Genomic DNA, 20,242 nt, shown 5'->3' with positions numbered 1-20,242 from the left:
ACGCGAGGACAGGCACCACCCCAAACGGAGGACCAGCGGCCGGGTACACCGAGAATCCCTGGATCCGCAACACCTACCACGACGACCTCAAAGACGCCCAAAACTTCGCCCGCACCATCATCACCGGCAGCGAGTGGTAGGACTCTCCGGCCCGCCTTTCCAGAGGCAGCCAAGCCAACCCGACTAAACAGACTAAACCGTGATCTTCAGCGACGTGATCATTCTCTGCAGGTTCTGAAACTCGCTGCTGAGCATGTATTTCTGGGCCTCGGCAATCGTATTGAATGTTCTGCCCCCGGCAGGACTGCCCCCGGCCGTCAGCTGAAGAGCATCGCCAAACATGTAAATCCCGAGTCCTGGCCCACTGACGGTGTTATAGATCAGGCACGCGGTCCCGTTCGTGCCGGCGGCGTGATCCGTAATCCCATAGGACGCGTAAAACGAGTTAGCCCCATGAATGAGCCGGAAAACGAAGCGGGGCGACACTGCCTGTGGATCCGCGGCGGCGGAGGGAAGGTCTATCGGAATGCTTGCCAGCACGGTATAAGGGCGCAGCTGCCCTTCGGCGCAGGCACCGCCCAGCCCGGATATCCCTGTTGCGAGGGTAGCCAGCCGCTGGCCGTCCGCATTTTTGACGACTATGGTCATTGCTCCGGCGGCGGGTCCATCAGCTTCCTGCTGAACCGTCCAGTCCTTCGGCAGTTCAAAACTGACCATGTGCCGACGGTCGGTATAGGTTTTCCAGGCGGTGGCGGTGGGCTCCGCGTTCGGGGTCGCCGCGGTCGGGGCACCGGAGGGCGACGGCGAAGCACCCGCTGGCGGCGACGTCCGCTCGGCAGACGACGACGTTCCGGTCGTCGGTGCGTCCGTCACGACGGTGCCTAACGACGTTGCTGGGGAAAGACCCGGGTCAGGAGCAGCGGCGGCGCAACCCGACAAGGAAGCCGCGACTAGACCGCAGAGTACCGGGCCTAACCACCTGAGGTGCCGTAACGCCGTCGTCCGTCTATGCATGACAGGAGTCTATAGGCCGCTTCGATTCTGCGTTCGGTAGTCTCCGCGGCTCGCTTGAGCGACTGCATCGCCCAGTCCGGGGCAGACTCCGCGACGAATGACTGTTGACTAAGGAGAACAGTGAGCACAGCCATTTCAGCCGTACCAGTCACACCCTTCGCCGACGGCGCCCTGCCCATATCGTCGACAGTTGTATCAGCGGCAGGGATGGTGGGTTACCCGGCCAGAGAGCGGGGTACCCTTCTGCAGAGGCGGATATTTCCGACCGATCTTGGGCCGGTGGCGGTCAGGTATTCGCCCGCAGCAGCTGACGGCGACGGTCGGAACGTGACGGTGGACGTGTATTTGCACGGAGCCGCAGGGTCCTGGACTACCTTCGTCCCGCTGTTGGCAGCAGCCGACGGCCGAGCAGAAGCCAGTACGGCACAGTGCACCGGTACGACACAGTCGGCAGTTAGGCGTCCCATGATCTTTCTGGATCTGCCTGGTTGGGGCGAGTCGGACCTTGATACTGACATTTCGGCACTAACGATCGAGGCGATGGCGGACGTAGTGACCGTCATCCTGGTAACCCTTGGTTACCGAAACTGGAATCTGATCGGCCACTCGATGGGCGGCTTCCTGGCCCTCCATATTGCTGCCGTTGAACCCCGGCGGACCTCGAGCGTCGCCGTCATTTCCGGCACGACCTTCAGTGTGGCGCGGGCGGCCGGGAAATTAGTCGACGGGCTGCTGCACTCCCCCGCCTTCACCGGAATGCTGCTGGTGATGCGCGTCATGGCTGCTTGTGGAGCGGCCGGTGAATTTTTGATCCGCCGGACGGGGAGCAGCGCGGTGATGAAGGTGCTGATGGCGCCCTTTTTTGCCGATCCGCGTGGCATTGACGCAACGGTGATTACGGCGCTGGGCCAGGATGCACGTCCGGCTTCCTTCGCAGCGGCCGCCCGCGCTGCTGCGGGGTACGACTTCAGCCGGTGGCGATCGATTACTGCCCCGGTGCTGGCGACGCGCGGAGACCGGGATGTCTTCACGCCGCCGTCGGACCTGGCCCGACTAGCCGAACTTGTGCCGCACGCCGAGTTGTTTACCATTGCCGACTGCGGCCACTTCGCCCCCATTGAGCAGCCCGACCTAGTTGACGTATTATTGGAACAGCTGGCCACCGCTCCGCAGCTCAACAAGCCGCAGAACGCCCCGTCACACACGGCCTGAACCGTAGTTTCAGATAGACGAAACCCCACGCCATCCTATTTGCGGCAAGGTCATTTATGCCCGTAACAATTGGACTGGATGGCGGGATTTACCGCGGCGGACGCGAAGAGCTGGAAGGCCATCCACGTGTCGACGGCGATCGGGGTCTATTCCGCCAGATAGCGGCGCGGCTGCTGGCGGTAGGCTTTCGCACATGAGTGCGCACACCGAACCGAATGAGGACCGTAAGGAACATCCGGAGCCGACTGCAGAGGCAAGCGAACAGCCGACGGCGCAGGCAACCGGGCAACCAACGGCGCAGGCCGCCGGGCAGACGGGCTCGGCGACTGGGCCGCGGGAGGGGCGGCAGGCAGCAGTGCTGGAAGCCGCGGCGGTACTGGACTGGCGGCTGCAGACCTTCGCGCTCTATGCCGAGGTCAGGTCAGCCGCCGAGGCGTCGCCGCCCCGCGCTCACGCACTCTGGCGCGGGAAGCGGGACACCATGTTTGCCACCCATCCTTCGTCCGCGCTGGGGGAAACGCAGAAAGCGGCCTTCACCGGCCTCCCCGTGGCAGCATACGACCCGACATATCGGTTCGAATCCACCTTGACGGGCGAAGGCGCAGGCGAAACGTGGGATGTGCGCACCGGCACCGACGGTGTGGTTCCGTTCGTCCGGCTGGGGACCTTTGAAATCCCCGGAATCGGCGCACTCGCTGCCTGGCAGCTCAGCAGCTACGGCGGGGGTATCTTCCTTCCTTTCAGGGATATGACAGCCGGCCGGGAGGACGGCAGCTACGGCGCCGGCCGGTATTTGCTGGACACTATTAAAGGCGCTTATCTGGGCCGCACGGGTGCCCGCTTCATCCTGGATTTTAACTTTTCCTATAACCCATCCTGTGCCTATAACGAAGCATGGGCATGCCCTCTTCCGGGACCCGACAACAGACTTGGAGCCGCAATCACGGCCGGCGAAATGTTCCGTCCTTCGGCCGAGCAATAGGTGCTCCTCTATGGTCTCTAGCCGTGCGTTGGCTCAACCCTTGATGTATACGGCTGCATAAGTGATACGCATCGCAGGAGGTAGGATGTCTTCATGACCATGACAGTTCCCGCTCGGCCAGCGCCCTTTCGCATTGCCCGCGTCCGTCCGCTAAACGGCTCGGAGCAGTTCTTCGTATCCAATGCGGCACAGGACTTCGGCAGCGACGCTGGCGCAGTGTGGGAAATCATCGAGACTCCGTTTCCCGGCTCGCCGGCAAACCAGAATAGCCCCCAGCGCACCGGATGGACCCCCGGCAGCACAGTCACCGAGGCCGATTTCACCTTTCTGGCCCCCTGCTCCCCCGCCAATGTCTTGGGGATGGCGCACAACACCGGAGCACCGGGCCGAGCATTGCCGGCGCAGGCCTTCCACAAGGCGGCAACCAGCGTTATCGGCCCCGGCGAGCCAATTCTCCTCAGTCCCGACGTCGGCTACGTCGACCCGGAAGCCGAGCTGACCGTCGTCGTCGGCCGTACCAGCCGCAATCTAACCCTCGCCACGGCGCGGGCAGCGGTGCTCGGATTCACCATAGGCAACGACGTTTCCGCCCGGGACCTGCAAAAATCCGATGAATTGTGGATCAGCGCCAAGAGCCAGGACACGTTCACACCGCTGGGACCATGGATCGTGGTCAACTTCGACGACGATGACGCGGCCATCTCGATCGTGCATAACGGCACCGAACTGGCGGGAGCCAGTACTGGCGATCTGGGCTGGGGCGTAGACGAGATTCTGGTCTATCTGAGTTCGTTCATGACACTGCACCCGGGAGATGTGATTCTGACGGGATTTCCTGCCGAATGCCGACAGATTCGACCCGGCGACACTGTAACCTGCAGGATCGCAGGCCTCGGCGATCTCAGTAACCCCGTCAGGGCATTCCCGGTAGCCTAGGCGCCTCGACCGGGCCTTGTCACAGCAGATCTTGAGGTGATTCTTGGAAATCACCGGGTTTAGTGGAAGAGTCTAATAACTATGTCGATGCGAATTCCTGCCGAGCCAGCCGCGGCGCGGCCGGAAGACACCGTGCAGCCGTCCGCCAAAGGACGCGACGCAATTCGACAGCAAGTGCGCGGCTTCCTGATTGTCGGGGCCGTGTGCACCATAGCTTCCGTGGCGATTTTCGCGCTGATCCGTCCCATCCTAGGCGTGCAATGGGCAAACCTGATTTCCCTGGTGCTTACCTCCATCCTCAATACTGACCTTAACCGCCGGCACAGCTTCGGCATTCATGAACGTGCCCGCTGGATCGGCGATCAACGGCGTGGGCTGTGGGTCATGCTGCTGGCGCTGGGACTGACCAGCGGGAGCCTATGGTTGCTGCATACCGTGGCTCCGGGCGCGTCTTTTCTTGATGAACTGCTGGTGATCACCGCGGCAAATGTCCTGGCCGCAGTCACCCGATTCCTGCTCCTGCGCTACTGGATTTTCCGCCGCATCCGCAACAGCTAATGCGGTGCGGCTATGGCGCCCACTGTCGCCCAGGCTGTAGCCGCCCGATCGCTTCCAGGGAACTCACGACGGCCTCGGCCGCAGTGCCCAGTTCCGCTTCGGTGACGGAGTTGGTGAAACTGAAGCGGACGGCTGTTTGGGCAACTTCCCGCCGGATTCCCATTGCGGTAAGCACAGCGGATGGTTCATCCGATCCTGCGGCGCAGGCGGAACCGCTGGAACACAGAATGGACCGCCGTTCCAGCTCCAAGAGGACCGATTCCCCGCTGGTGCCTGGAAAGCAAAACGATGCGACAGTCGGCAATCGCTCGGTTGCGTGCCCGGTCAGCATGGCACCGGGAACGCGACGGAGAATCTCTGCGGTGAATTTTTTCTGCAGGCTCCCCATCCGTGCGGCAGCAGCCTTCCGCTCCAGCTCCGCCAGCCGCAATGCCGTGGCGAAAGCAACCGCAAAGGCAACGTTCTCCGTGCCGGAGCGCGCTCCACGCTCCTGCCCGCCGCCGTGCAGCAGGGGATCCGCCAATACGTTCCCGCGCAGGTAAAGGACACCCGAGCCTTTCGGGGCACCCAACTTGTGCCCGGACAAACTCAGCGCGTCCACGCCCAGCTCCGCCACCTTAACTGGCAGCCAGCCGGCAGCCTGGACGGCATCAGCATGGAAGGGAACTCCGGCCGCTTTTGCCGCCGCCGCGAGTTCACGGATCGGCTGGACGGTGCCCACCTCGTTGTTGGCGTACATCACGCTGGCCATCGCCACATTCGAACGCCCCGGGGTGCCTGCCGAACCGGTGGGGTTGGTCGCGCCGCTTTCCAGGCCCGCTTTCTCCTGGCCCGCTTTCTCCAAGAGTGAAGCGAAGACAGACGGCTCCACCCGCCCGTCAGCATCCACCGGCACCACGTCCACTTCGAATCCGTGCCGGCGTTGCAGATAAGCGGCGGATTCCTGCACAGCCGGATGCTCGACGGCGCTGATCAGTAACCGTCGACGTCCTGGTTGCGCGGAACGGCGAGCCAGTGCAATTCCCTTGACTGCCAGGTTGTCCGCTTCGGTGCCGCCTGCGGTGAAGATGACTTCACCGGGCCGGCAGCCGAGCACGCCCGCAACTTCCTCCCGCGCTGCGCGCAGCCCGGCGGCTGCGCTCTCCCCCAGCCCATGATGACTGGATGGGTTCCCGAACTGACCCGTGAGGTAAGGCCACATCGCTTCAATTGCTTCGCGGCGCACCGGGCCCGTGGCAGCGGCATCGAGAAAGATCACGGTCGTGGGCCGGTGTCCACGCTGATATCCAACCCCAGATCCAGTGCTCGAACGCTATGCGTCAGCGCGCCGACGGAAATAATGTCCACCCCCGTGCGTGCAATTGCGGCGACGGTACTGAGATTGACGTTTCCGCTCGCTTCAACCAATGCCCGCCCCGCCACCTGTGCTACCCCGGCGGCCAGCGCGTCCAGAGCAAAGTTGTCCAACATAATGGTGTCCACGCCTGCCGCGAGCACCGGCTCGATCTGTTCCTGTCGGTCCACCTCCACCTCGAAATGAACGGTGTGGGACAGCCGCGCCCGTGCGCCGGCGAGCGCTGCGGTGAGTAGCCCAGGATCCGAGTTGGTGAGCACGGCCAGGTGGTTGTCCTTTGCAAGAACAGCATCGGAAAGCGAGAACCGGTGGTTGTAGCCGCCACCGCACCGGACAGCATAGCGTTCCAGCACCCGAAGCCCGGGGGTCGTCTTCCGGGTATCCGTCACCCGTGCCTTGGTACCGGCTGCCAGTGCAACGTACTCGGCAGTGGCGGTGGCAATGGCGCTCATCCGCTGCGTCAGGTTCAGCGCCACTCGCTCAGCCATTAAGACCGCCTGAGCCAGACCCGTGACGCTCGCCAGGCTGTCCCCGGCAGCAAAGGCTTCGCCGTCGGCTTTCAGAATGGTCACCACCGCATCCGGATCAGTCAGGCGCATCATGGCGGCGAAAACACCGCCGCCGCTGAAAATCCCTGGTTCCCGCGCCACCAACCAGGCGGTCGCTACGGCGTCCGCAGGCAGCAGCGTCCCGGAGGTAATGTCCCCGTAAGGTGCATCTTCTTCCAGCGCTGCGGTCAGGATTTTATGGACGGCTGCCGAGGGAAGCGATCCGGGGTCCACTAGCAACCCTGGGTGGATGGCGTTCATGAGCGACTGCTTTCTTTGATCCTGGCAATCGTGGGCCGGCACGTTTGTTCAGCTGACTGCTGTTCGCTCGAGTCACTGCGGTAGTGGGCGCCAAGGGACCCCGACCGCCGCCTGGCAGCCGCGACCAGGAGACCGGCCGTGGTGAGCAGATTCCGGCGCTCAATTTCCTTCTGCTCCGGTTGCCCGGTTTGCGCCCTTGCATGCGTCATCGAGCCGGTTGCTGCCATCCAACTGTCCAACTGTTTCGCCGCAAGGTCGAGCCCGGCACCATCACGAAGTACCCCGGCACAACTGGACATCAGGCTGCGCAGGTCCAACACGTCGAAGTCCGGTAGTGTCCACACTTCTGCCTGCAGTGCCTGCAGTGGTGGCAGTGCATGCACTGCAGGCAGACTTTCGTTCTCGTAGTTCGGATGTGAACGGGCTACGCCAGCGGGTCCGTCGTCGTCCAGGCAGTCGGTGAAGTCTAAGCAATCGGTGGTGTGAAGGAAATCGGCGAACACGGCAGTGACCGAACGCCGGGCGAACACCAGGCCCTCCAGCAATGAATTGGATGCCAGCCGGTTCGCTCCATGGACGCCGGTGCAGGCCACCTCGCCGGCGGCGAATAATCCCGGCAATGAGGTACGCCCATGCAGGTCCGTGGCGATTCCGCCCATCCAATAATGCGCAGCCGGAAGCACCGGGAGGAATTCGCAGGTCCAGTCAAAACCCAAACCACGGACGGCGGTATCTATGCCGGGGAACCGTGCCGCCAAATAGCCAGCTCCCTGTTCCGCCTCCACGACGGTGGCATCAAGGTATACGCACCCTTTCGTGCCGGCGCCGGTGGCGGACAGGTGAAGGGCGATACTTCGGGCCACTACATCGCGGGGAGCCAGTTCAGCATCGGCATGGTAGTCCGGCATGAATCGGTAGCCGCGGTCATCGCGGAGCACGGCGCCCGCGCCTCGGACCGCCTCGGAGATCATGAAGCTCCCTGGAACCGCGAGCGCTGTGGGATGGAACTGGAAGAATTCCGCGTCCGCCACTACAGCGCCGGCCCGCCAGGCTGCAGCGACTCCGTCGCCGGTGGCCACGTCCGGATTCGTCGTGGTCTCGAACATCTCACCGGCACCGCCGGTGGCGAGCAGCACGGCGTCCGCTTCCATCAGGTGCTCGGCTCCATCCCAAAGGTAACGGACCCCGTTAACTCGCCCCGCCGCCGTCGTCAGTTCCATCATAAAGGCGTGCTCAAATACAGTGATCGTCCCCGCACCGCCCGGGTGCCGGGGACTCGGGCCGCCGGGTCCTGGCTCCACCGAACCCGAACGCGCCAGCACGGCGTCGATCAGGGTTGACGAAATTGCGGCACCGGTAGAATCGCCGCCCACGTGCAGAATCCTGGCCGCGGAATGCGCGGCCTCCAGCCCTAACGCGCGTGCGCCGGAGGAGGCATCGGTGTCAAAAACCAGTCCAAGGCTCTCCAGCCGGGCAATGTCGCCCTTCGCCTCCGTACACAGGACACGAACGGCCGCTGGATCGCAGTACCCCGCGCCGGCCTTGAGCGTGTCTGCGATATGGGCCTCCACCGAATCGCCGGGTGCAGCGTGGTCTGATCCCAGCACCGCACTGATCCCGCCCTGGGCAAAGCCGGTGTTGCTTTGGCTCAGAATTCCCTTGGTCAGCAGCGTTACGGAAGCCCCACCCTCAGCGGCAAGCACGGCACCGTACAGTCCGGCAATACCACTGCCGACGACGATGATCCGAAGCGGAGCTTCCCTGCCGGGCACCCCGCCGGTCTCCGGGCCGGCCTCCGCGGCTGTCACGGAATGGGCAGCTGTCCGGTCTCGCGCTGCGGTCACGGTTTTGCCGCCAGCATCCGCTCCAAAGCCACCCTAGCCGGGACTGCAATGGCCTCCGTGACGGTGATTTGATTGAGCACTTCGCCCCGCACAAGGCCTTCCAGCACCCAGGCCAGATAACCGGGGTGAATCCGGTACATCGTCGAACACGGGCAGATCACCGGATCCAGGCAAAAGATGGTGTGCTGCGGATACTGCGCGGCCAATCGGTTAACCATATTGATCTCGGTGCCGATGGCAAAGGTGCTGCCCGCCGGTGCCGCTGCAATGGCCTTCAAGATGTAATCCGTGGATCCGGCTTCATCCGCCGCGTCCACCACAGGCATTGGGCACTCTGGGTGAACGATCACCCGCACGCCCGGGAAATCCGCTCGGGCCTTCTCAATCTGGCCGACATTGAAACGCTTGTGCACGGAACAGAAGCCGTGCCACAGAATCACACGGGCGTCGCGGAGGCTCCGCTCATCGGTGCCTCCCCAGGCTTGGCGGGGGTTCCACATAGGCATCTGGTCCAGCGGCACTCCCATGGCCTTGGCTGTGTTTCGCCCCAGGTGCTGGTCGGGAAAGAACAACACCCGCTGGCCTCGTTCGAAGGCCCACTCCAGCACGGTCGCTGCGTTGGACGACGTACAAACTATTCCGCCGTGCTCGCCGCAGAAGGCCTTTAATGCTGCAGAGGAATTCATGTAGGTGACCGGAATAACCGGAACGCGGCCTTGGGCATCCGGTTCGTTTCCGTACAGCTCCGCCAATTGCTCCCAGCATGCGGAAACGGACTCAATATCCGCCATATCAGCCATCGAGCACCCGGCAGCAAGGTTGGGCAGGATCACCGATTGTCCGGTCCCGGAGAGCATATCCGCCGTTTCTGCCATGAAGTGCACGCCGCAGAAGACTATGGCTTCCGCGGCGGGTTTGCCCTTGGCCGCGTTCGCCAATTGGAAGGAGTCTCCGACAAAGTCGGCAAATCTGATCACCTCGTCACGTTGATAGAAGTGGCCCAAAATCACCACCCGGTCCCCCAACGCCGCCTTGGCGGCGAGAATCCGGGTCTCTAGTTCGCCGTCGTCGGCATCCTTGTACTCCTGCGGCAGCTGACCCTGTCGCGGAGTCGAAACTGGAGCGACATCCGACGACGACGCTCCCGGTCCGTAGCCGGGCGTCCCGGCCAGCGCCTCGGCCAGGTCGAATTCCCAGGGTGCCGACGCCAGGTCGGGGCCGCAGGTACCGGCGGACGCGTCCGGCCTGCCTGCGGCGTCCAGTGCCGGGGCGGTCGCATTTCTGTGCGCGATCAGTGAAATGGCGGTCTTGACTGATGACATCGGGTCTTCCTTAGTCTCAGGGGTTAGGGGTGTCGATTTCTGATGGATTCCGGTGCTGATGAAATTCGATGCTGATGAAATTCGATGAGGGGGAAAATTGGGTGAGGGGGGAATCTGATGAAGGGGGCCCGCGAATGGTCCCAGCCCCCTGCCGGCGCGGTCAGGGTACCGCCGCTGCCTTACCGTCCAAGTCGTCGTCGTCGAAATTGTCGTACTTGTCTGCTGCAAGAGCACCGGTGTAGCGGTAGAGCCGGGGCGGCCGGTGCTTTCCGCCCTGCAGATATTCCCCGGTGGCTTCAATCTGCCGATCTGCCGTCAGCTGTCGCCGGAAGTTGGCCGGATCCAGGGCGCGATCCAGGACTGCTTCATACACCTCGCGGACCTGGGCCAGCGTAAATTTTTCCCCCAGCAGGTGATACGCGATCGTGCCGTAGGTCATTTTGTTGCGCAAGCGCCACAGGGCATAGTTGACAATCTCGTTGTGGTCGAAGGCGAGTTGCTGCAGCTTGTCCGCACGAAACCACTTCACGTTAATGGATTCTTCGGCCAACGCCGCTTCCGTGGGCTGCACCAGGGCCCAATAGGCGATGGACACCACCCGCTGTCCCGGCGACCGGTGCAGACCGCCAAACGCGTACAGCTGTTCCAGATATTTCGGGACCAGGCCGGTGGTCTCCTGCAGGTTCCGGGCGGCCGCGTCCTGCAAAGATTCCGCCTGTGTGAGCGGACCGCCGGGGAGGGCCCAGTGGTCCCGGAATGGCTCTCGAATCCGCCGAACCAGCGGCAACCACAGCACCGGCCGCCCTGATGAAGCGCTCGGACGCAGGGCAAATATAACTGTGGAGATGGCCAGCGCCGGCGGCTGCTGACGGCGCTCGGTGACATTCGCTGCCTCGGAAAACATGAACCCTGTCATCCCCGCTCCCTTCGCGCAGTCGGTTCCGTCGTTCGGTTGGTCAGACCCGGCTAAAGAGTTACAGTCATGATGACCTGAACTAAGTTTACGGCTCTGGCCCGGAATATCAAAAACTGCCGACGGCGGAGAACGTCACCCAGCCGATCCGGATGCCTCAGTGCGAGTGACTTTCCGCTTGCGGGCAGCTGTCAGATTTGGCGCGCTGCGGCTTCGAGCAGCGGCAGGGTCCTGCCCTGGAAATGCGTGTTAAGCACCATGACCGAAGCTGAGCGCCGCACTGACTTGGTGGCAATCATGGCATCGAGCACGCGCTGCAAATCGGAATTGGACCGTGCCGCCACCCGTGCCATCAAGTCACTGCCACCGGAGACCGTATGGATCTCCATAATTTCCGGAATGGCCGCCAGCGCCTCGACGACGGCATCGTGCCCAAGGTCCTGGTTGATCGTTAGGGAGCAAAAGGCAACCACTGGAAAGCCGAACGCCGCCGGATCCGGCTGCGGCGCCCATACGGAGATCACTCCGGATTCCAACATCCGATCGAGTCTGGACTGCACGGTGGCGCGGGCTATTTTCAGCAGCCGGGAAGCCTCTAGGACGGAGATGCGCGGAGAGTCGGTGAAAAGACGCACGATTTTCGCATCGAGAGCATCAACAGCCATCTTAATTCCCCTATCGAACGCCATCATCGGAACAGTTATCCGCCATATCGGCCAAATCGGTATACAACCTGTAGCCATTGTTTCACGCAGGGGTAGTCGACCCGGGCTGACGATTACAAGGTGAAAGCGATGTTCAGTTCGGTGGCGACGGCTGCCAGCCGCTTGTCCAAAGTCCAGAGCCGGGTATTGGCCGTAAGCATCGCGGATGCCAGCAGGTGCACATCGCGGTAGCCAACCCCTCTTCCAGCCAATTGGGCGCTGGAGATAAGGGTCATAACTTCCCGATGGGAAGCTCCAATCACATGCGGGATGCGCTCCAGGGATTGCAAAAACAAATCCTGCCGAGCCAGGTTTCCCAGGGCCAGTTCTCCGATAACGCCCTCATGAGTGACAACCAGGGAGTCGGTGAGAGCCCGGCTGAGCACCTTGTTGCCGCTGCGAAGGTGGTCTATCCAGACGCTTGTATCTACCAGAATTCCCATCGGTTTTACCCAGTGCGACGGCGATGAGCTGCAGTAGCTGCCGGGTCCGAACCACCCAGCAGCGCCAGCCGCCTCGAGCTTTCCTTTGCTATCAGCGCTCTCAAGGCTTCACGGAGCAGGGCAGACCGCTCGCTGATTCCCGTGAGCTCCCCGGCCTGAGCCAGCAAATCGTCATCCAAATTTACCGTGGTCCGCATTGGATTCTCCCGTTGCACCATTTTCTACATCTAATGATGCCAGAAAGAGTGCACCCCTGGAAGAGGAAGAGGTGGGCCGCGCTCACGCTGGGCAACGAGAGGAATCTGCTGTCTCTTGTCTGCAAATGAACAATTTGTCACCTATCCTGCGGCACTCAGCACCTGAGGTGTGCAGGTTGACGATAATTTGATGCCAGATTGCGCGCCAGCTCGCCGGTGATTAGGGTCACAAGTGGACGGCGTGCCCAATGACGCGCACGCCTCAACCCTCGGCTGAACTGAAAGACCCTCAATGACTTCACCCTCCGATCCCCACTCCGACGGACAAACGGGTGCTCGTAAATTCGAGCCAACCGGCGAAGAGCTGCGCACCCTGTACAAGCTCATGGTTGCCGTACGCCACCTGGATACCTCGGCCGTCGCCTGGCAGCGCCAGGGCCTGATTCCCGGCTATGCCCCTGAGCTGGGACAGGAGGCGGCGCAGGTCGGCAGCGGATACGCCGTCGACCTTGACCGCGACTTTGTCTTTCCGACCTACCGCGAGATGGGCGTGGCGCGGGCGATGGGCGTGGACATGGTCGGCTACATGTCCACCCACAAGGCGAGCTGGCATGGGGGGCTCTACGATCCGGTGAAGTCCCGGATGGCCCCCATTCAGGCCGTCGTGGCCGGATCGGTGCTGCACGCCGTCGGCTGGGCGCACGGACAGAAACTCGCCGGACTCCCGGCGGAAAAGCAGGGGGTCGCCGTCAGTTACTTCGGCGACGGCGCCAGCTCGCAGGGGGACGTGCATGAGGCGATGAACTTTGCCGCCGTCATGAAAGCACCGGTGGTGTTCTTCACGCAGAACAACGGCTGGGCCATCTCCGTGCCTACCGCACGGCAGGTGGCCGGTGGCTCCGTTGCTGCCCGGGCGGCAGGTTACGGCATCCCGGCACTGCAGATCGATGGTAACGACGTTGCGGCCGTCGTCCGTGCCATGCGAACGGCCCTGGCACACTGTCGCGCCGGGAACGGACCGATGGTGATCGAGGCGATGACCTACCGGCGCGGACCGCATTCCACCAGTGATGATCCGGGCCGCTACCGTACGTTGGCTTCGGAAAGCGCCGATGCGGGAATCGACCCGATTCTTATGCTGCGGGACCGGCTCCTGGCCGAGGGCCTGGCAGATCAGGAGTTCTTTGCCGCCGCCCTGGATTCCGCCAAGGTTGAAGAGGAACAAATCCGTGCGGGCGTCGCGGGGCTGGCGGCCCGGCCTGGTAGCGAAATGTTTGACTTTGTTTTCCAGGAATCTACTCCGGCCCTGGCCGGACAGGCACAGCGCTGGCGCGAGGAGTCCGAACATGTCTAATACACCGATAGATGAACTGGACGTCCATTCCAGTGATCTCGAAGCCGCCCGGCACAACGTGGAGGCAGCGGATGCCGGGGCTGGTGCGGCGGTGCTCGATCAATCGCCCGAAAGCGCAGCACGGCCCGGCGGCCGGACTCACATCATGTCCATGCAGCAGGCCCTCAACCTGGCCCTGCGCGAGATCCTCGCCAGTGACCACAAGGCGCTGGTACTGGGCGAGGACGTCGGCGTGCTGGGCGGAGTCTTCCGGATCACCGATGGCCTGCAAAACGAGTTCGGCGCCGAGCGCGTCTTCGACACCCCGCTGGCAGAATCCGGAATCCTCGGCATGAGCGTAGGCCTGGCCATGGCCGGTCTGCATCCCATCCCCGAAGTCCAGTTCGACGGTTTCTCCTACCCTGCCGTGAACCAAATTGTCTGCCAGCTGGCCCGGATGAACTATCGCAGCCGCGGCACACTGCCCATGCCGGTGACCTTGCGGGTGCCAAGTTTCGGTGGCATCCGTGCTCCCGAGCTGCACGGCGAGAGCCTGGAATCGCTCTTTGCGCACGTCCCCGGGCTGAAGGTCGTCTCCCCGTCGTCTCCGCACGAGGCCTATCACCTGCTCAAATATGCCGCGTCCCGGCCGGATCCGATTATCTTCATGGAGCCAAAGTCCCGCTACTGGCAAAAAGGCGAAGTGGTGTTCGACGACGGCGTGCCCAACGCCAGCGTCGACGGCGGCGGGTCCGCGCCGGTGCCGGGCACTGTCGCCGGCACCCCCGCGTCAGTTAATCTCGGTTCCAGGGTCGTCCGCACCGGCAGACACCTGACCCTCATCGCCTGGGGCGCCATGGTGTCCCGCTGCCAACAAGTTGCTGAGCTTGCCGCCGAAGACGGCATCGACGTCGAGGTGCTGGATCTGCGCTGGCTCAAACCGATCGATGCCGAGGGGCTGGCCGCCTCGGTCGGCAAAACCCGGCGCGCCGTCGTCGTCCATGAAGGCCCGCTGACGGCCGGACTTGGCGCCGAGGTGGCCGCGCTGGTGACCGAACGCTGCTTCGGCTCGCTCAAGGCTCCGGTGGAACGCGTTACCGGCTTCGACGTGCCGTACCCCTCCGGCGATCTGGAAGACGAATACATCCCCAACATTGACCGGATTCTGTTCGGCATGCAACGCGTATTGGAGTACCGCCGTGGCTGAAATTTCCTTCCCCTTGCCGGACCTCGGCGAAGGCCTGATCGAGGCTACCGTGCTGGAATGGCTGGTGGCACCCGGAGATCAGGTGGAGCGCAATCAGCCGCTGGTGGAGGTGGAAACCACCAAGTCCGCGGTGGAGCTGCCCTCCCCGCAGGCCGGCAAGGTGGTCCGCATCCATGGCGAGCCCGGCGGGACCATTGCCGTTGGCGAGCCACTGATCGTCTTTGAGATTCCGGACAATACCGCCGGGATCGTGGGCACCGTGCCCGTTGAGCAGGCCCCGCGGCGCCGCGTCCGGCTCAATGCCCTGCCGGAGGATGACTAGGAACGACGGCGGCTGGCCAACCCGGCATACAACGGTCACGGCGCATGACGGTCGGCGCCCTGGGGGAAACGGTGACTGGGCGGGCGACCCCCGCTGCCCGGCGGGAATAATGAAATACTCGTACGTGAGACCTTTCCCTACCGAAGGCACAGGAGCCAAGCGAATGGAAACCCACGGAAAGCATTCCGCGCCGCTGCCCGCCCACACCGTCGAGGGCACTGATCCGCAGCTGCATGTCCGGATGTATGAGCCGGCGGAGGATGCCGGGCTGCGCCCTGTGCTGCTGCTGCACGGATTCGCCTCGTCCGCAAAGCTGAACTGGTCCGACACGGGCTGGCTCAGCGCCCTGGACAGCGCCGGGCGCCGGGTCATCACCGTGGATCTGCCCGGCCATGGCGGCAGCGCCGCCCCTGACGACCTTGATTCATACACGCCCAGCAGGATCCGGGCAGATATTCTTCAGCTGGTGACAGATCTGGGCGCGCGGCCACTCCTCCCCGATGATTCCAGCAGCGGATTGGACATCATCGGCTACTCACTGGGATCCCGGTTGGCATGGGAATTCGGCGCCACGCAACCTGAATTGGTCCACCGAATCGTGCTCGGCGGCGCGGGAGGACTAGACCCGCTGGCCGCTTTTGATTTACCCGCAGCCCAGCAGTACCTGGCCGACGGGACGGCGATTGCGGATGACTCCACTGCCGCACTCCTGAAGATGGCGCAGCTGCTGCCGTCCAACAATCTCTTCTCCATGCTGTCCCTGATCGAAGCCGCCAAGCTGGAACCGTTCGATCCGGCTGAGGCTGTTCCGCGGATGCCCATGCTGCTCATCGCCGGGGACAAGGATGAACGGGCCGCAACCATGGGAGATCTTGCTGCCCTGAGTCCACACACGGAACAGCTGCTGTTGCCCGGACGCAATCACACCAATGCCGTGACCTCACGTGCGTTCAAGTCTGCCGCGATAGAGTTCCTGGCCCTTTAGCGTAACTTTGCCCGGTGCGCGCCTTTTAAGAGGCGCAGAGGCCGTGGTGGATGGCGCCCGGTGGGCGTCTATCTGGACACCTTCGCCGCGCTGGAGTTGATAGTCGAAGAACCGGAGTGCGCTGTACTGGCGGAGCGTCTGATGGAAATGACACGCAACTCGGAGCGCGGGGTGGCCTCGATGCTGCTCTATACCGAGTTGCATTGCGCCGTCCGCAGGCGTTTCCACCGCTGGCGTACGCTGGAGGCGGAGGGTTCGGGGCCATCATGAAACGACACTACAGCGACCGGGCTGATGCCGGGCAGTGTATCGCGGCAGCTCTGCCGCAATTTAGCAATAGCACCGAGACCATCGCTCTTGGCCTGGCGCGGGGAGGCGTTCCCGTGGCAGAGGCGGCCGCCACCGTACTCAATATTGCGTTCGGTGCCCTGATCGTCCGGAAGCTGGGCGTCCCGGGCCAGCCGGAGACGGCCTTTGGAGCCCTTGCCGTCCACGGGGAAAACGTTGTCCGCGTGACTAATCCGTCGTTTGTCGACCGGTTGCTGCGACAGGGGATCCGCCCCGAGGATTTGGAGGCGGTGGAGGAACGCGAGCGCGCCGAGCTGATGCGCAGGGCTGCAGAGTATCAACTTTGCGAAGCTGATCTCACAGGCAAGGCCGTCATCCTGGTGGATGACGGCCTTGCCACCGGGTGTACCATGCTCGCCGCTGTCCAGGCCGTGCGACGGCGGCAGCCGGCCGCCGTCGTCGTCGCCGTTCCGGTTGGATCGATCGAGGCGTACAAGGCAGTGCAAGCCGCCGCCGATTCCGTGGTCTGCCTGAGGATTCCTGGAGATTTTCGAGCGGTCGGGAACGCCTACCTGGATTTCGGGCAGGTCAGCGGCGAAGAGGTACTCGACATGCTTAAGCGCTGATCAGCGCTGCCGGCCGGTCACTGCAGCTTCCCTCGCTGCGACACCGAGCAAAGCACCTTTGGTCTCTTTGACCATGGACGCCCCGATAAATGAAATCACGCACAGGGCCATGATGTAGATCCCCACCGCGGGCGACCATTTGAAGTGCGTCATCAGGGCATCCGCGATCAGCGGTGCAAAAGCGCCCCCTAAGATGGCGCCAAGGGCGTACCCGATGGAAACGCCGGAGTAGCGGACGTTAGCGGGGAACATTTCGGCGTACATCGCGGACATCGGACCGTAGGACAGCCCGAGGCCGATCGTCAGGACAAAGATTGCCAGACCGAAGATCCAGATGTTCCTGGTGTCGATCAGCAGGAACATCGGAATCATCCAGACGAAAATCCAGGCATAACCGATCTGGAAAGTCCGCACTCGCCCGATCCAGTCTGAGAGTGCACCGCCGTACAGGGTGAAGATCAACCAGCCGAGGGAGGCCAGCAGGATGGCCAGCAGCACCTGCGCGGTATCCATCTTCAGCGTTTTGGTCGCGTAGGAGGAGAAAAAGGCGATCACCATGTACCCGGCGGCATTGTTGCCGATGAAAATCACCGCGGTGAGAATTACGCTGCGCTTGTGGCTGCGGAAAAGGACGCCCAACGGTGCGGAGGACTCATTCTTCCGCTGCGCCATTTCCACGAAGACCGGGCTTTCCGCCACGGCACGGCGGATGGCATAACCAACCACGATCAGCACCACCGACAGCAGGAACGGAACGCGCCAGCCCCAGGCCAGGAACGCCTCGGTTCCCAGCGATGCCCGGAGAATGAAGATCACCAGTGAGGCCAGGATCAGCCCCACCGGAACACCGATCTGTGGGTAGGCCCCGAACAGCCCGCGGCGTGAGAGAGGCGCGTGCTCTACGGACATCAGTGCGGCTCCGCCCCATTCACCGCCGGCAGAGAAGCCCTGCAAAATCCGCAGCAGAACCAGCAGGATCGGCGCCCAGATGCCGATCGCAGCATATGTCGGGAGCATGCCGATCAGGGCCGTAGCCCCACCCATCATCAGCAAAGTCAGCACCAGCATGGCCTTTCGGCCCACCCGGTCCCCCAGATGACCGGCGACCACGGCCCCCAACGGCCGGAAAAGGAAGCTGATGCCCAAGGAGGCCCATGAGGCCAACTGTGCCCCCGTGGAGCCCAAGGGGCTGAAGTACAGTTGGGCAAAGATCAGGCCCGCGGCCTGGGCGTAGATGAAAAAGTCGTACCACTCGATGGTGGTGCCCACCATGGTCGCGGCCACCACCTTGCGGTCGCCGCCGGACATCTTGATCCGCGGCGTCCGCCGGATGCCCTCAGTAGCCGTACCGGTCATTATTCCTCCGAAGCCTGTAACGCAGTTGAAGAATTACTGACAGATCGTTCAGTCGGTAGAATCTATCATGCGATGTGATCTGTTGCACACAGAGCCCAGCGAATACCAGCTGCGCGCGGCGTTGAGCGTCGCCCACGTAGGCAATAGGACGCCGTCGTCCTCGCTCGCCACCGGTTTAATGAGCAATTAGAGGAGGTCCTCCATGCCCAGCTGACTCTCCGGAATCGTAGTGAAAGTGCTGTTCGCAAACGCCAGCGCGTCCCCGCTGCGGGAATTAAAGTCCTCGACCTCGCCCAGATACAACGTGTGGTCCCCGCCGGGATAGGCCGCCCATGGTCGGCACTCGAAATACGCCAAGACGTTGGAGAGCCGTGGCGCCACCGCCCCCTCGACCCAGATCGGATCCGGCCCGGGCCGACCGGAAAAATGCAGGGCCAGCGCCCGTTGTTCCGCTCCGAGGATGTTGACCGCAAAAGGCCTGCCCGCTAGTTCATCGTGGGCCCGAGTACTGCGGGCGATGCTGACCAGCACCAGCGGCGGCTCCATGGATACTGAGGTGAAGGAGTTGACCGTGATCCCATGCCGTTTGGTGGCGCCGTCAAAGGTCACGATGGCGACCCCGGTGGCAAAGCGACCCAAACTGCCGCGGAAGTGATGGGCTCGGGGCGCCAACGCGCTGCGCGGGCGGACCGCGGCCCCGAAAGCCCCGGCCGTTGCTTCATCCGCGGCGCCCCCGGTGACGCCCCGATCGGCAGCGCCACCAGCCGCAGCGGTGGGACCTTCATTCGGTGTGGAGATCATGGTCGAATCCTCCCACTGATCGGCTGCCGAACCTCAAACCACGGCCTAATCTGTCCGGTTCGAAATGCGCCTCTGGCACTCGGAAATGCGATTTTACTACCTGTTCTATATGTGAACGTATTGCTCTACTATTGAACTCTATACCGAGGTGAACGGCGACACAATGTCCTGTCCGGTCCTGTTCGGAAAGAGGACTTCGCGTGCCGGATTCTCCCAGTCCATCACAGACGCTTTCCCGGGGCCTGCGCGCGTTGGAAATTCTCGCTGACGCTCCCACCCCGTTGTCCATTGCAGAGCTCGCGGCCGGGCTGGGCGTGCACCGCTCCATTGCCTACCGCATCCTGCGCACCCTCGAGGACCATGCCTTGGTGGTGCGGGACGACGCCGGCCGGTTGCTGCCCGGCGCGGGGCTGGCCGTACTGGCCCGCAACGTCGCCCGGGATCTGCAAAGCGCCGCACTGCCCGAGCTCACCGCCATCGCCGAAGAACTTAGTATGACAGCATTCATCGGCGTATGGAACGGCGAAGACTGCGTCACCTTGGTCACGGTAGAACCGCGGCATTCCGGGGTGGCCCTGGCACAGCGACCGGGAACGCGGCACCCCTTGGCGTTGGGTGCGCCGGGACTGGCCATAGCCTCGGCGCTGACCGCAGAGCGTTGGCGCGAACTGGTGCCAGGCCAACCGTACCGTCCCGCGGCGGCCGCGGCCCGTAAACTCGGCTTTGCCATCAGCCACGATGAGGTCATCAGCGGAGTCTCGTCGGTGGCATGCCCCATTTTGGTTCCCGGCCAACGGCCGGCAGCACTGGCCGTCGTCTATGTCCGGGCCGATCAGCAGCCCGAAAGCATCGGCGGCCGACTTGCCGCCAGCGCGCTGCGTATCCAGGCCGCGCTGGGCTGATCTTCGAGCCCCGGCGATCCATGCCCGGCGGAAACGGCCTGGGCGGATATGGCGGTGGGGTCGTCGTCGGCCCGTTGGGGCGGAACGCCGGAAGAGGATAGAAGTTGTGGGGACAGAGTGGTAATCATTGCTTT

Annotated in this window: 24 protein-coding genes; 13 read left to right on the top strand and 11 right to left on the bottom strand. The window is 63.2% G+C overall.

Going from position 1 to position 20,242, the window contains the following annotated elements:
* Positions 1-192: 192 nt before the first annotated feature.
* Positions 193-873 (bottom strand): hypothetical protein, encoded by a 681-nt coding sequence (locus OS914_RS10990; RefSeq protein WP_267546099.1) that lies wholly within the window; start codon positions 871-873, stop codon positions 193-195.
* Between the two features lie 261 nt (positions 874-1,134).
* On the opposite strand from OS914_RS10990, the gene OS914_RS10985 reads away from it, so the two are divergent.
* The 5 genes from OS914_RS10985 to OS914_RS10965 all read left to right on the top strand — a co-directional run bounded on the left by OS914_RS10985 (position 1,135) and on the right by OS914_RS10965 (position 4,702).
* Positions 1,135-2,226, top strand: a complete 1,092-nt coding sequence (locus OS914_RS10985) for an alpha/beta fold hydrolase (RefSeq protein ID WP_267546098.1) — start codon at positions 1,135-1,137, stop codon at positions 2,224-2,226.
* A 56-nt stretch (positions 2,227-2,282) separates the two neighbouring features.
* Positions 2,283-2,423 carry a hypothetical protein gene (locus OS914_RS10980; RefSeq protein ID WP_267546097.1) on the top strand — a complete coding sequence of 47 codons (141 nt, stop codon included), beginning with the start codon at positions 2,283-2,285 and terminating at the stop codon, positions 2,421-2,423.
* Positions 2,420-3,208, top strand: coding sequence for a DUF1684 domain-containing protein (locus OS914_RS10975; protein WP_324290649.1), 789 nt, complete (start codon positions 2,420-2,422; stop codon positions 3,206-3,208). The genes OS914_RS10980 and OS914_RS10975 overlap by 4 nt, the downstream gene beginning before the upstream one ends.
* 93 nt (positions 3,209-3,301) lie before the next feature.
* Positions 3,302-4,144, top strand: a complete 843-nt coding sequence (locus OS914_RS10970; protein ID WP_267546096.1) for a fumarylacetoacetate hydrolase family protein — start codon at positions 3,302-3,304, stop codon at positions 4,142-4,144.
* 87 nt (positions 4,145-4,231) lie between these two features.
* Positions 4,232-4,702: a GtrA family protein gene (locus tag OS914_RS10965; RefSeq protein ID WP_267546095.1), complete on the top strand. Its 471-nt coding sequence runs from the start codon at positions 4,232-4,234 to the stop codon at positions 4,700-4,702.
* 10 nt (positions 4,703-4,712) lie between these two features.
* Here OS914_RS10965 and OS914_RS10960 read toward each other — a convergent pair whose 3' ends face one another.
* The 8 genes from OS914_RS10960 to OS914_RS10925 form a co-directional block, all read right to left on the bottom strand.
* Positions 4,713-5,960: a cysteine desulfurase family protein gene (locus OS914_RS10960; RefSeq protein ID WP_267546094.1), complete on the bottom strand. Its 1,248-nt coding sequence runs from the start codon at positions 5,958-5,960 to the stop codon at positions 4,713-4,715.
* Positions 5,957-6,865 (bottom strand): carboxylating nicotinate-nucleotide diphosphorylase, encoded by a 909-nt coding sequence (nadC, locus tag OS914_RS10955; protein ID WP_267546093.1) that lies wholly within the window; start codon positions 6,863-6,865, stop codon positions 5,957-5,959. The genes OS914_RS10960 and nadC overlap by 4 nt, the downstream gene beginning before the upstream one ends.
* Positions 6,862-8,709: an L-aspartate oxidase gene (locus tag OS914_RS10950; protein WP_324290648.1), complete on the bottom strand. Its 1,848-nt coding sequence runs from the start codon at positions 8,707-8,709 to the stop codon at positions 6,862-6,864. Before OS914_RS10950 ends, nadC begins: the two co-directional genes overlap by 4 nt.
* The gene (gene nadA, locus OS914_RS10945; RefSeq protein ID WP_267546092.1) at positions 8,706-10,031 is read right to left on the bottom strand and encodes a quinolinate synthase NadA; all 1,326 of its coding nucleotides are present in this window, start codon (positions 10,029-10,031) and stop codon (positions 8,706-8,708) included. The genes OS914_RS10950 and nadA overlap by 4 nt, the downstream gene beginning before the upstream one ends.
* Before the next feature lie 160 nt (positions 10,032-10,191).
* Positions 10,192-10,935: an NUDIX hydrolase gene (locus tag OS914_RS10940; protein ID WP_267546110.1), complete on the bottom strand. Its 744-nt coding sequence runs from the start codon at positions 10,933-10,935 to the stop codon at positions 10,192-10,194.
* 200 nt (positions 10,936-11,135) lie between these two features.
* On the bottom strand, positions 11,136-11,609 hold the full coding sequence (locus OS914_RS10935; protein ID WP_267546091.1) for an Lrp/AsnC family transcriptional regulator: 474 nt from the start codon (positions 11,607-11,609) through the stop codon (positions 11,136-11,138).
* Positions 11,610-11,722: 113 nt separating this feature from the next.
* Complete coding sequence (locus tag OS914_RS10930) at positions 11,723-12,091, bottom strand: type II toxin-antitoxin system VapC family toxin (protein ID WP_267546090.1); 369 nt, start codon at positions 12,089-12,091, stop codon at positions 11,723-11,725.
* A 5-nt stretch (positions 12,092-12,096) separates the two neighbouring features.
* Positions 12,097-12,288 (bottom strand): type II toxin-antitoxin system VapB family antitoxin, encoded by a 192-nt coding sequence (locus OS914_RS10925; protein WP_267546089.1) that lies wholly within the window; start codon positions 12,286-12,288, stop codon positions 12,097-12,099.
* A 292-nt stretch (positions 12,289-12,580) separates the two neighbouring features.
* Between OS914_RS10925 and OS914_RS10920 the strand changes: the two genes are divergently transcribed.
* The 6 genes from OS914_RS10920 to OS914_RS10895 all read left to right on the top strand — a co-directional run bounded on the left by OS914_RS10920 (position 12,581) and on the right by OS914_RS10895 (position 17,049).
* Entirely contained in the window at positions 12,581-13,642 is a 1,062-nt protein-coding gene (locus OS914_RS10920; RefSeq protein WP_420713933.1) for a thiamine pyrophosphate-dependent enzyme, read from the top strand.
* A 145-nt stretch (positions 13,643-13,787) separates the two neighbouring features.
* Positions 13,788-14,828, top strand: a complete 1,041-nt coding sequence (locus tag OS914_RS10915) for an alpha-ketoacid dehydrogenase subunit beta (RefSeq protein WP_267546108.1) — start codon at positions 13,788-13,790, stop codon at positions 14,826-14,828.
* Positions 14,821-15,150, top strand: coding sequence for a biotin/lipoyl-containing protein (locus OS914_RS10910; protein ID WP_267546088.1), 330 nt, complete (start codon positions 14,821-14,823; stop codon positions 15,148-15,150). Before OS914_RS10915 ends, OS914_RS10910 begins: the two co-directional genes overlap by 8 nt.
* 163 nt (positions 15,151-15,313) lie before the next feature.
* Complete coding sequence (locus OS914_RS10905) at positions 15,314-16,135, top strand: alpha/beta fold hydrolase (RefSeq protein WP_267546087.1); 822 nt, start codon at positions 15,314-15,316, stop codon at positions 16,133-16,135.
* 60 nt (positions 16,136-16,195) lie between these two features.
* Positions 16,196-16,405 carry a hypothetical protein gene (locus OS914_RS10900; RefSeq protein WP_267546086.1) on the top strand — a complete coding sequence of 70 codons (210 nt, stop codon included), beginning with the start codon at positions 16,196-16,198 and terminating at the stop codon, positions 16,403-16,405.
* Positions 16,402-17,049 carry a phosphoribosyltransferase gene (locus OS914_RS10895; RefSeq protein WP_267546085.1) on the top strand — a complete coding sequence of 216 codons (648 nt, stop codon included), beginning with the start codon at positions 16,402-16,404 and terminating at the stop codon, positions 17,047-17,049. The genes OS914_RS10900 and OS914_RS10895 overlap by 4 nt, the downstream gene beginning before the upstream one ends.
* Here OS914_RS10895 and OS914_RS10890 read toward each other — a convergent pair whose 3' ends face one another.
* Positions 17,050-18,405 carry an MFS transporter gene (locus tag OS914_RS10890; protein WP_267546084.1) on the bottom strand — a complete coding sequence of 452 codons (1,356 nt, stop codon included), beginning with the start codon at positions 18,403-18,405 and terminating at the stop codon, positions 17,050-17,052.
* Between the two features lie 67 nt (positions 18,406-18,472).
* Here OS914_RS10890 and OS914_RS10885 point away from each other — a divergent pair, with 67 nt between their 5' ends.
* Positions 18,473-18,595: a hypothetical protein gene (locus tag OS914_RS10885; RefSeq protein WP_267546083.1), complete on the top strand. Its 123-nt coding sequence runs from the start codon at positions 18,473-18,475 to the stop codon at positions 18,593-18,595.
* Here the strand turns inward: OS914_RS10885 and OS914_RS10880 are convergent.
* Positions 18,592-19,206 (bottom strand): flavin reductase family protein, encoded by a 615-nt coding sequence (locus tag OS914_RS10880; protein ID WP_267546082.1) that lies wholly within the window; start codon positions 19,204-19,206, stop codon positions 18,592-18,594. The two genes, OS914_RS10885 and OS914_RS10880, sit on opposite strands and share 4 nt — an antisense overlap.
* A 200-nt stretch (positions 19,207-19,406) precedes the next feature.
* Here OS914_RS10880 and OS914_RS10875 point away from each other — a divergent pair, with 200 nt between their 5' ends.
* Positions 19,407-20,108, top strand: a complete 702-nt coding sequence (locus tag OS914_RS10875; protein WP_267546081.1) for an IclR family transcriptional regulator — start codon at positions 19,407-19,409, stop codon at positions 20,106-20,108.
* Positions 20,109-20,242: the final 134 nt, after the last annotated feature.

This window comes from Arthrobacter endolithicus (assembly GCF_026627425.1).
Classification (GTDB): Bacteria; Actinomycetota; Actinomycetes; order Actinomycetales; family Micrococcaceae; genus Arthrobacter_M.
The sequence above is the reverse complement of the archived record's forward strand: the minus strand, read 5'-3'. Positions and strand labels throughout refer to the sequence as shown.

What these genes read in the sequence shown, in the direction of transcription:
- OS914_RS10980 (WP_267546097.1), top strand. Translation starts at nt 2,283, where the DNA reads ATGCCCGTAACAATTGGACTGGATGGCGGGATTTACCGCGGCGGACGC.
- OS914_RS10975 (WP_324290649.1), top strand. Translation starts at nt 2,420, where the DNA reads ATGAGTGCGCACACCGAACCGAATGAGGACCGTAAGGAACATCCGGAG.
- OS914_RS10970 (WP_267546096.1), top strand. Translation starts at nt 3,302, where the DNA reads ATGACCATGACAGTTCCCGCTCGGCCAGCGCCCTTTCGCATTGCCCGC.
- OS914_RS10965 (WP_267546095.1), top strand. Translation starts at nt 4,232, where the DNA reads ATGCGAATTCCTGCCGAGCCAGCCGCGGCGCGGCCGGAAGACACCGTG.
- nadC (WP_267546093.1), bottom strand. Translation starts at nt 6,865, where the DNA reads ATGAACGCCATCCACCCAGGGTTGCTAGTGGACCCCGGATCGCTTCCC.
- nadA (WP_267546092.1), bottom strand. Translation starts at nt 10,031, where the DNA reads ATGTCATCAGTCAAGACCGCCATTTCACTGATCGCGCACAGAAATGCG.
- OS914_RS10940 (WP_267546110.1), bottom strand. Translation starts at nt 10,935, where the DNA reads ATGTTTTCCGAGGCAGCGAATGTCACCGAGCGCCGTCAGCAGCCGCCG.
- OS914_RS10935 (WP_267546091.1), bottom strand. Translation starts at nt 11,609, where the DNA reads ATGGCTGTTGATGCTCTCGATGCGAAAATCGTGCGTCTTTTCACCGAC.
- OS914_RS10930 (WP_267546090.1), bottom strand. Translation starts at nt 12,091, where the DNA reads ATGGGAATTCTGGTAGATACAAGCGTCTGGATAGACCACCTTCGCAGC.
- OS914_RS10925 (WP_267546089.1), bottom strand. Translation starts at nt 12,288, where the DNA reads ATGCGGACCACGGTAAATTTGGATGACGATTTGCTGGCTCAGGCCGGG.
- OS914_RS10920 (WP_420713933.1), top strand. Translation starts at nt 12,581, where the DNA reads ATGACTTCACCCTCCGATCCCCACTCCGACGGACAAACGGGTGCTCGT.
- OS914_RS10915 (WP_267546108.1), top strand. Translation starts at nt 13,788, where the DNA reads ATGTCCATGCAGCAGGCCCTCAACCTGGCCCTGCGCGAGATCCTCGCC.
- OS914_RS10905 (WP_267546087.1), top strand. Translation starts at nt 15,314, where the DNA reads ATGGAAACCCACGGAAAGCATTCCGCGCCGCTGCCCGCCCACACCGTC.
- OS914_RS10895 (WP_267546085.1), top strand. Translation starts at nt 16,402, where the DNA reads ATGAAACGACACTACAGCGACCGGGCTGATGCCGGGCAGTGTATCGCG.
- OS914_RS10890 (WP_267546084.1), bottom strand. Translation starts at nt 18,405, where the DNA reads ATGACCGGTACGGCTACTGAGGGCATCCGGCGGACGCCGCGGATCAAG.
- OS914_RS10885 (WP_267546083.1), top strand. Translation starts at nt 18,473, where the DNA reads ATGCGATGTGATCTGTTGCACACAGAGCCCAGCGAATACCAGCTGCGC.
- OS914_RS10880 (WP_267546082.1), bottom strand. Translation starts at nt 19,206, where the DNA reads ATGATCTCCACACCGAATGAAGGTCCCACCGCTGCGGCTGGTGGCGCT.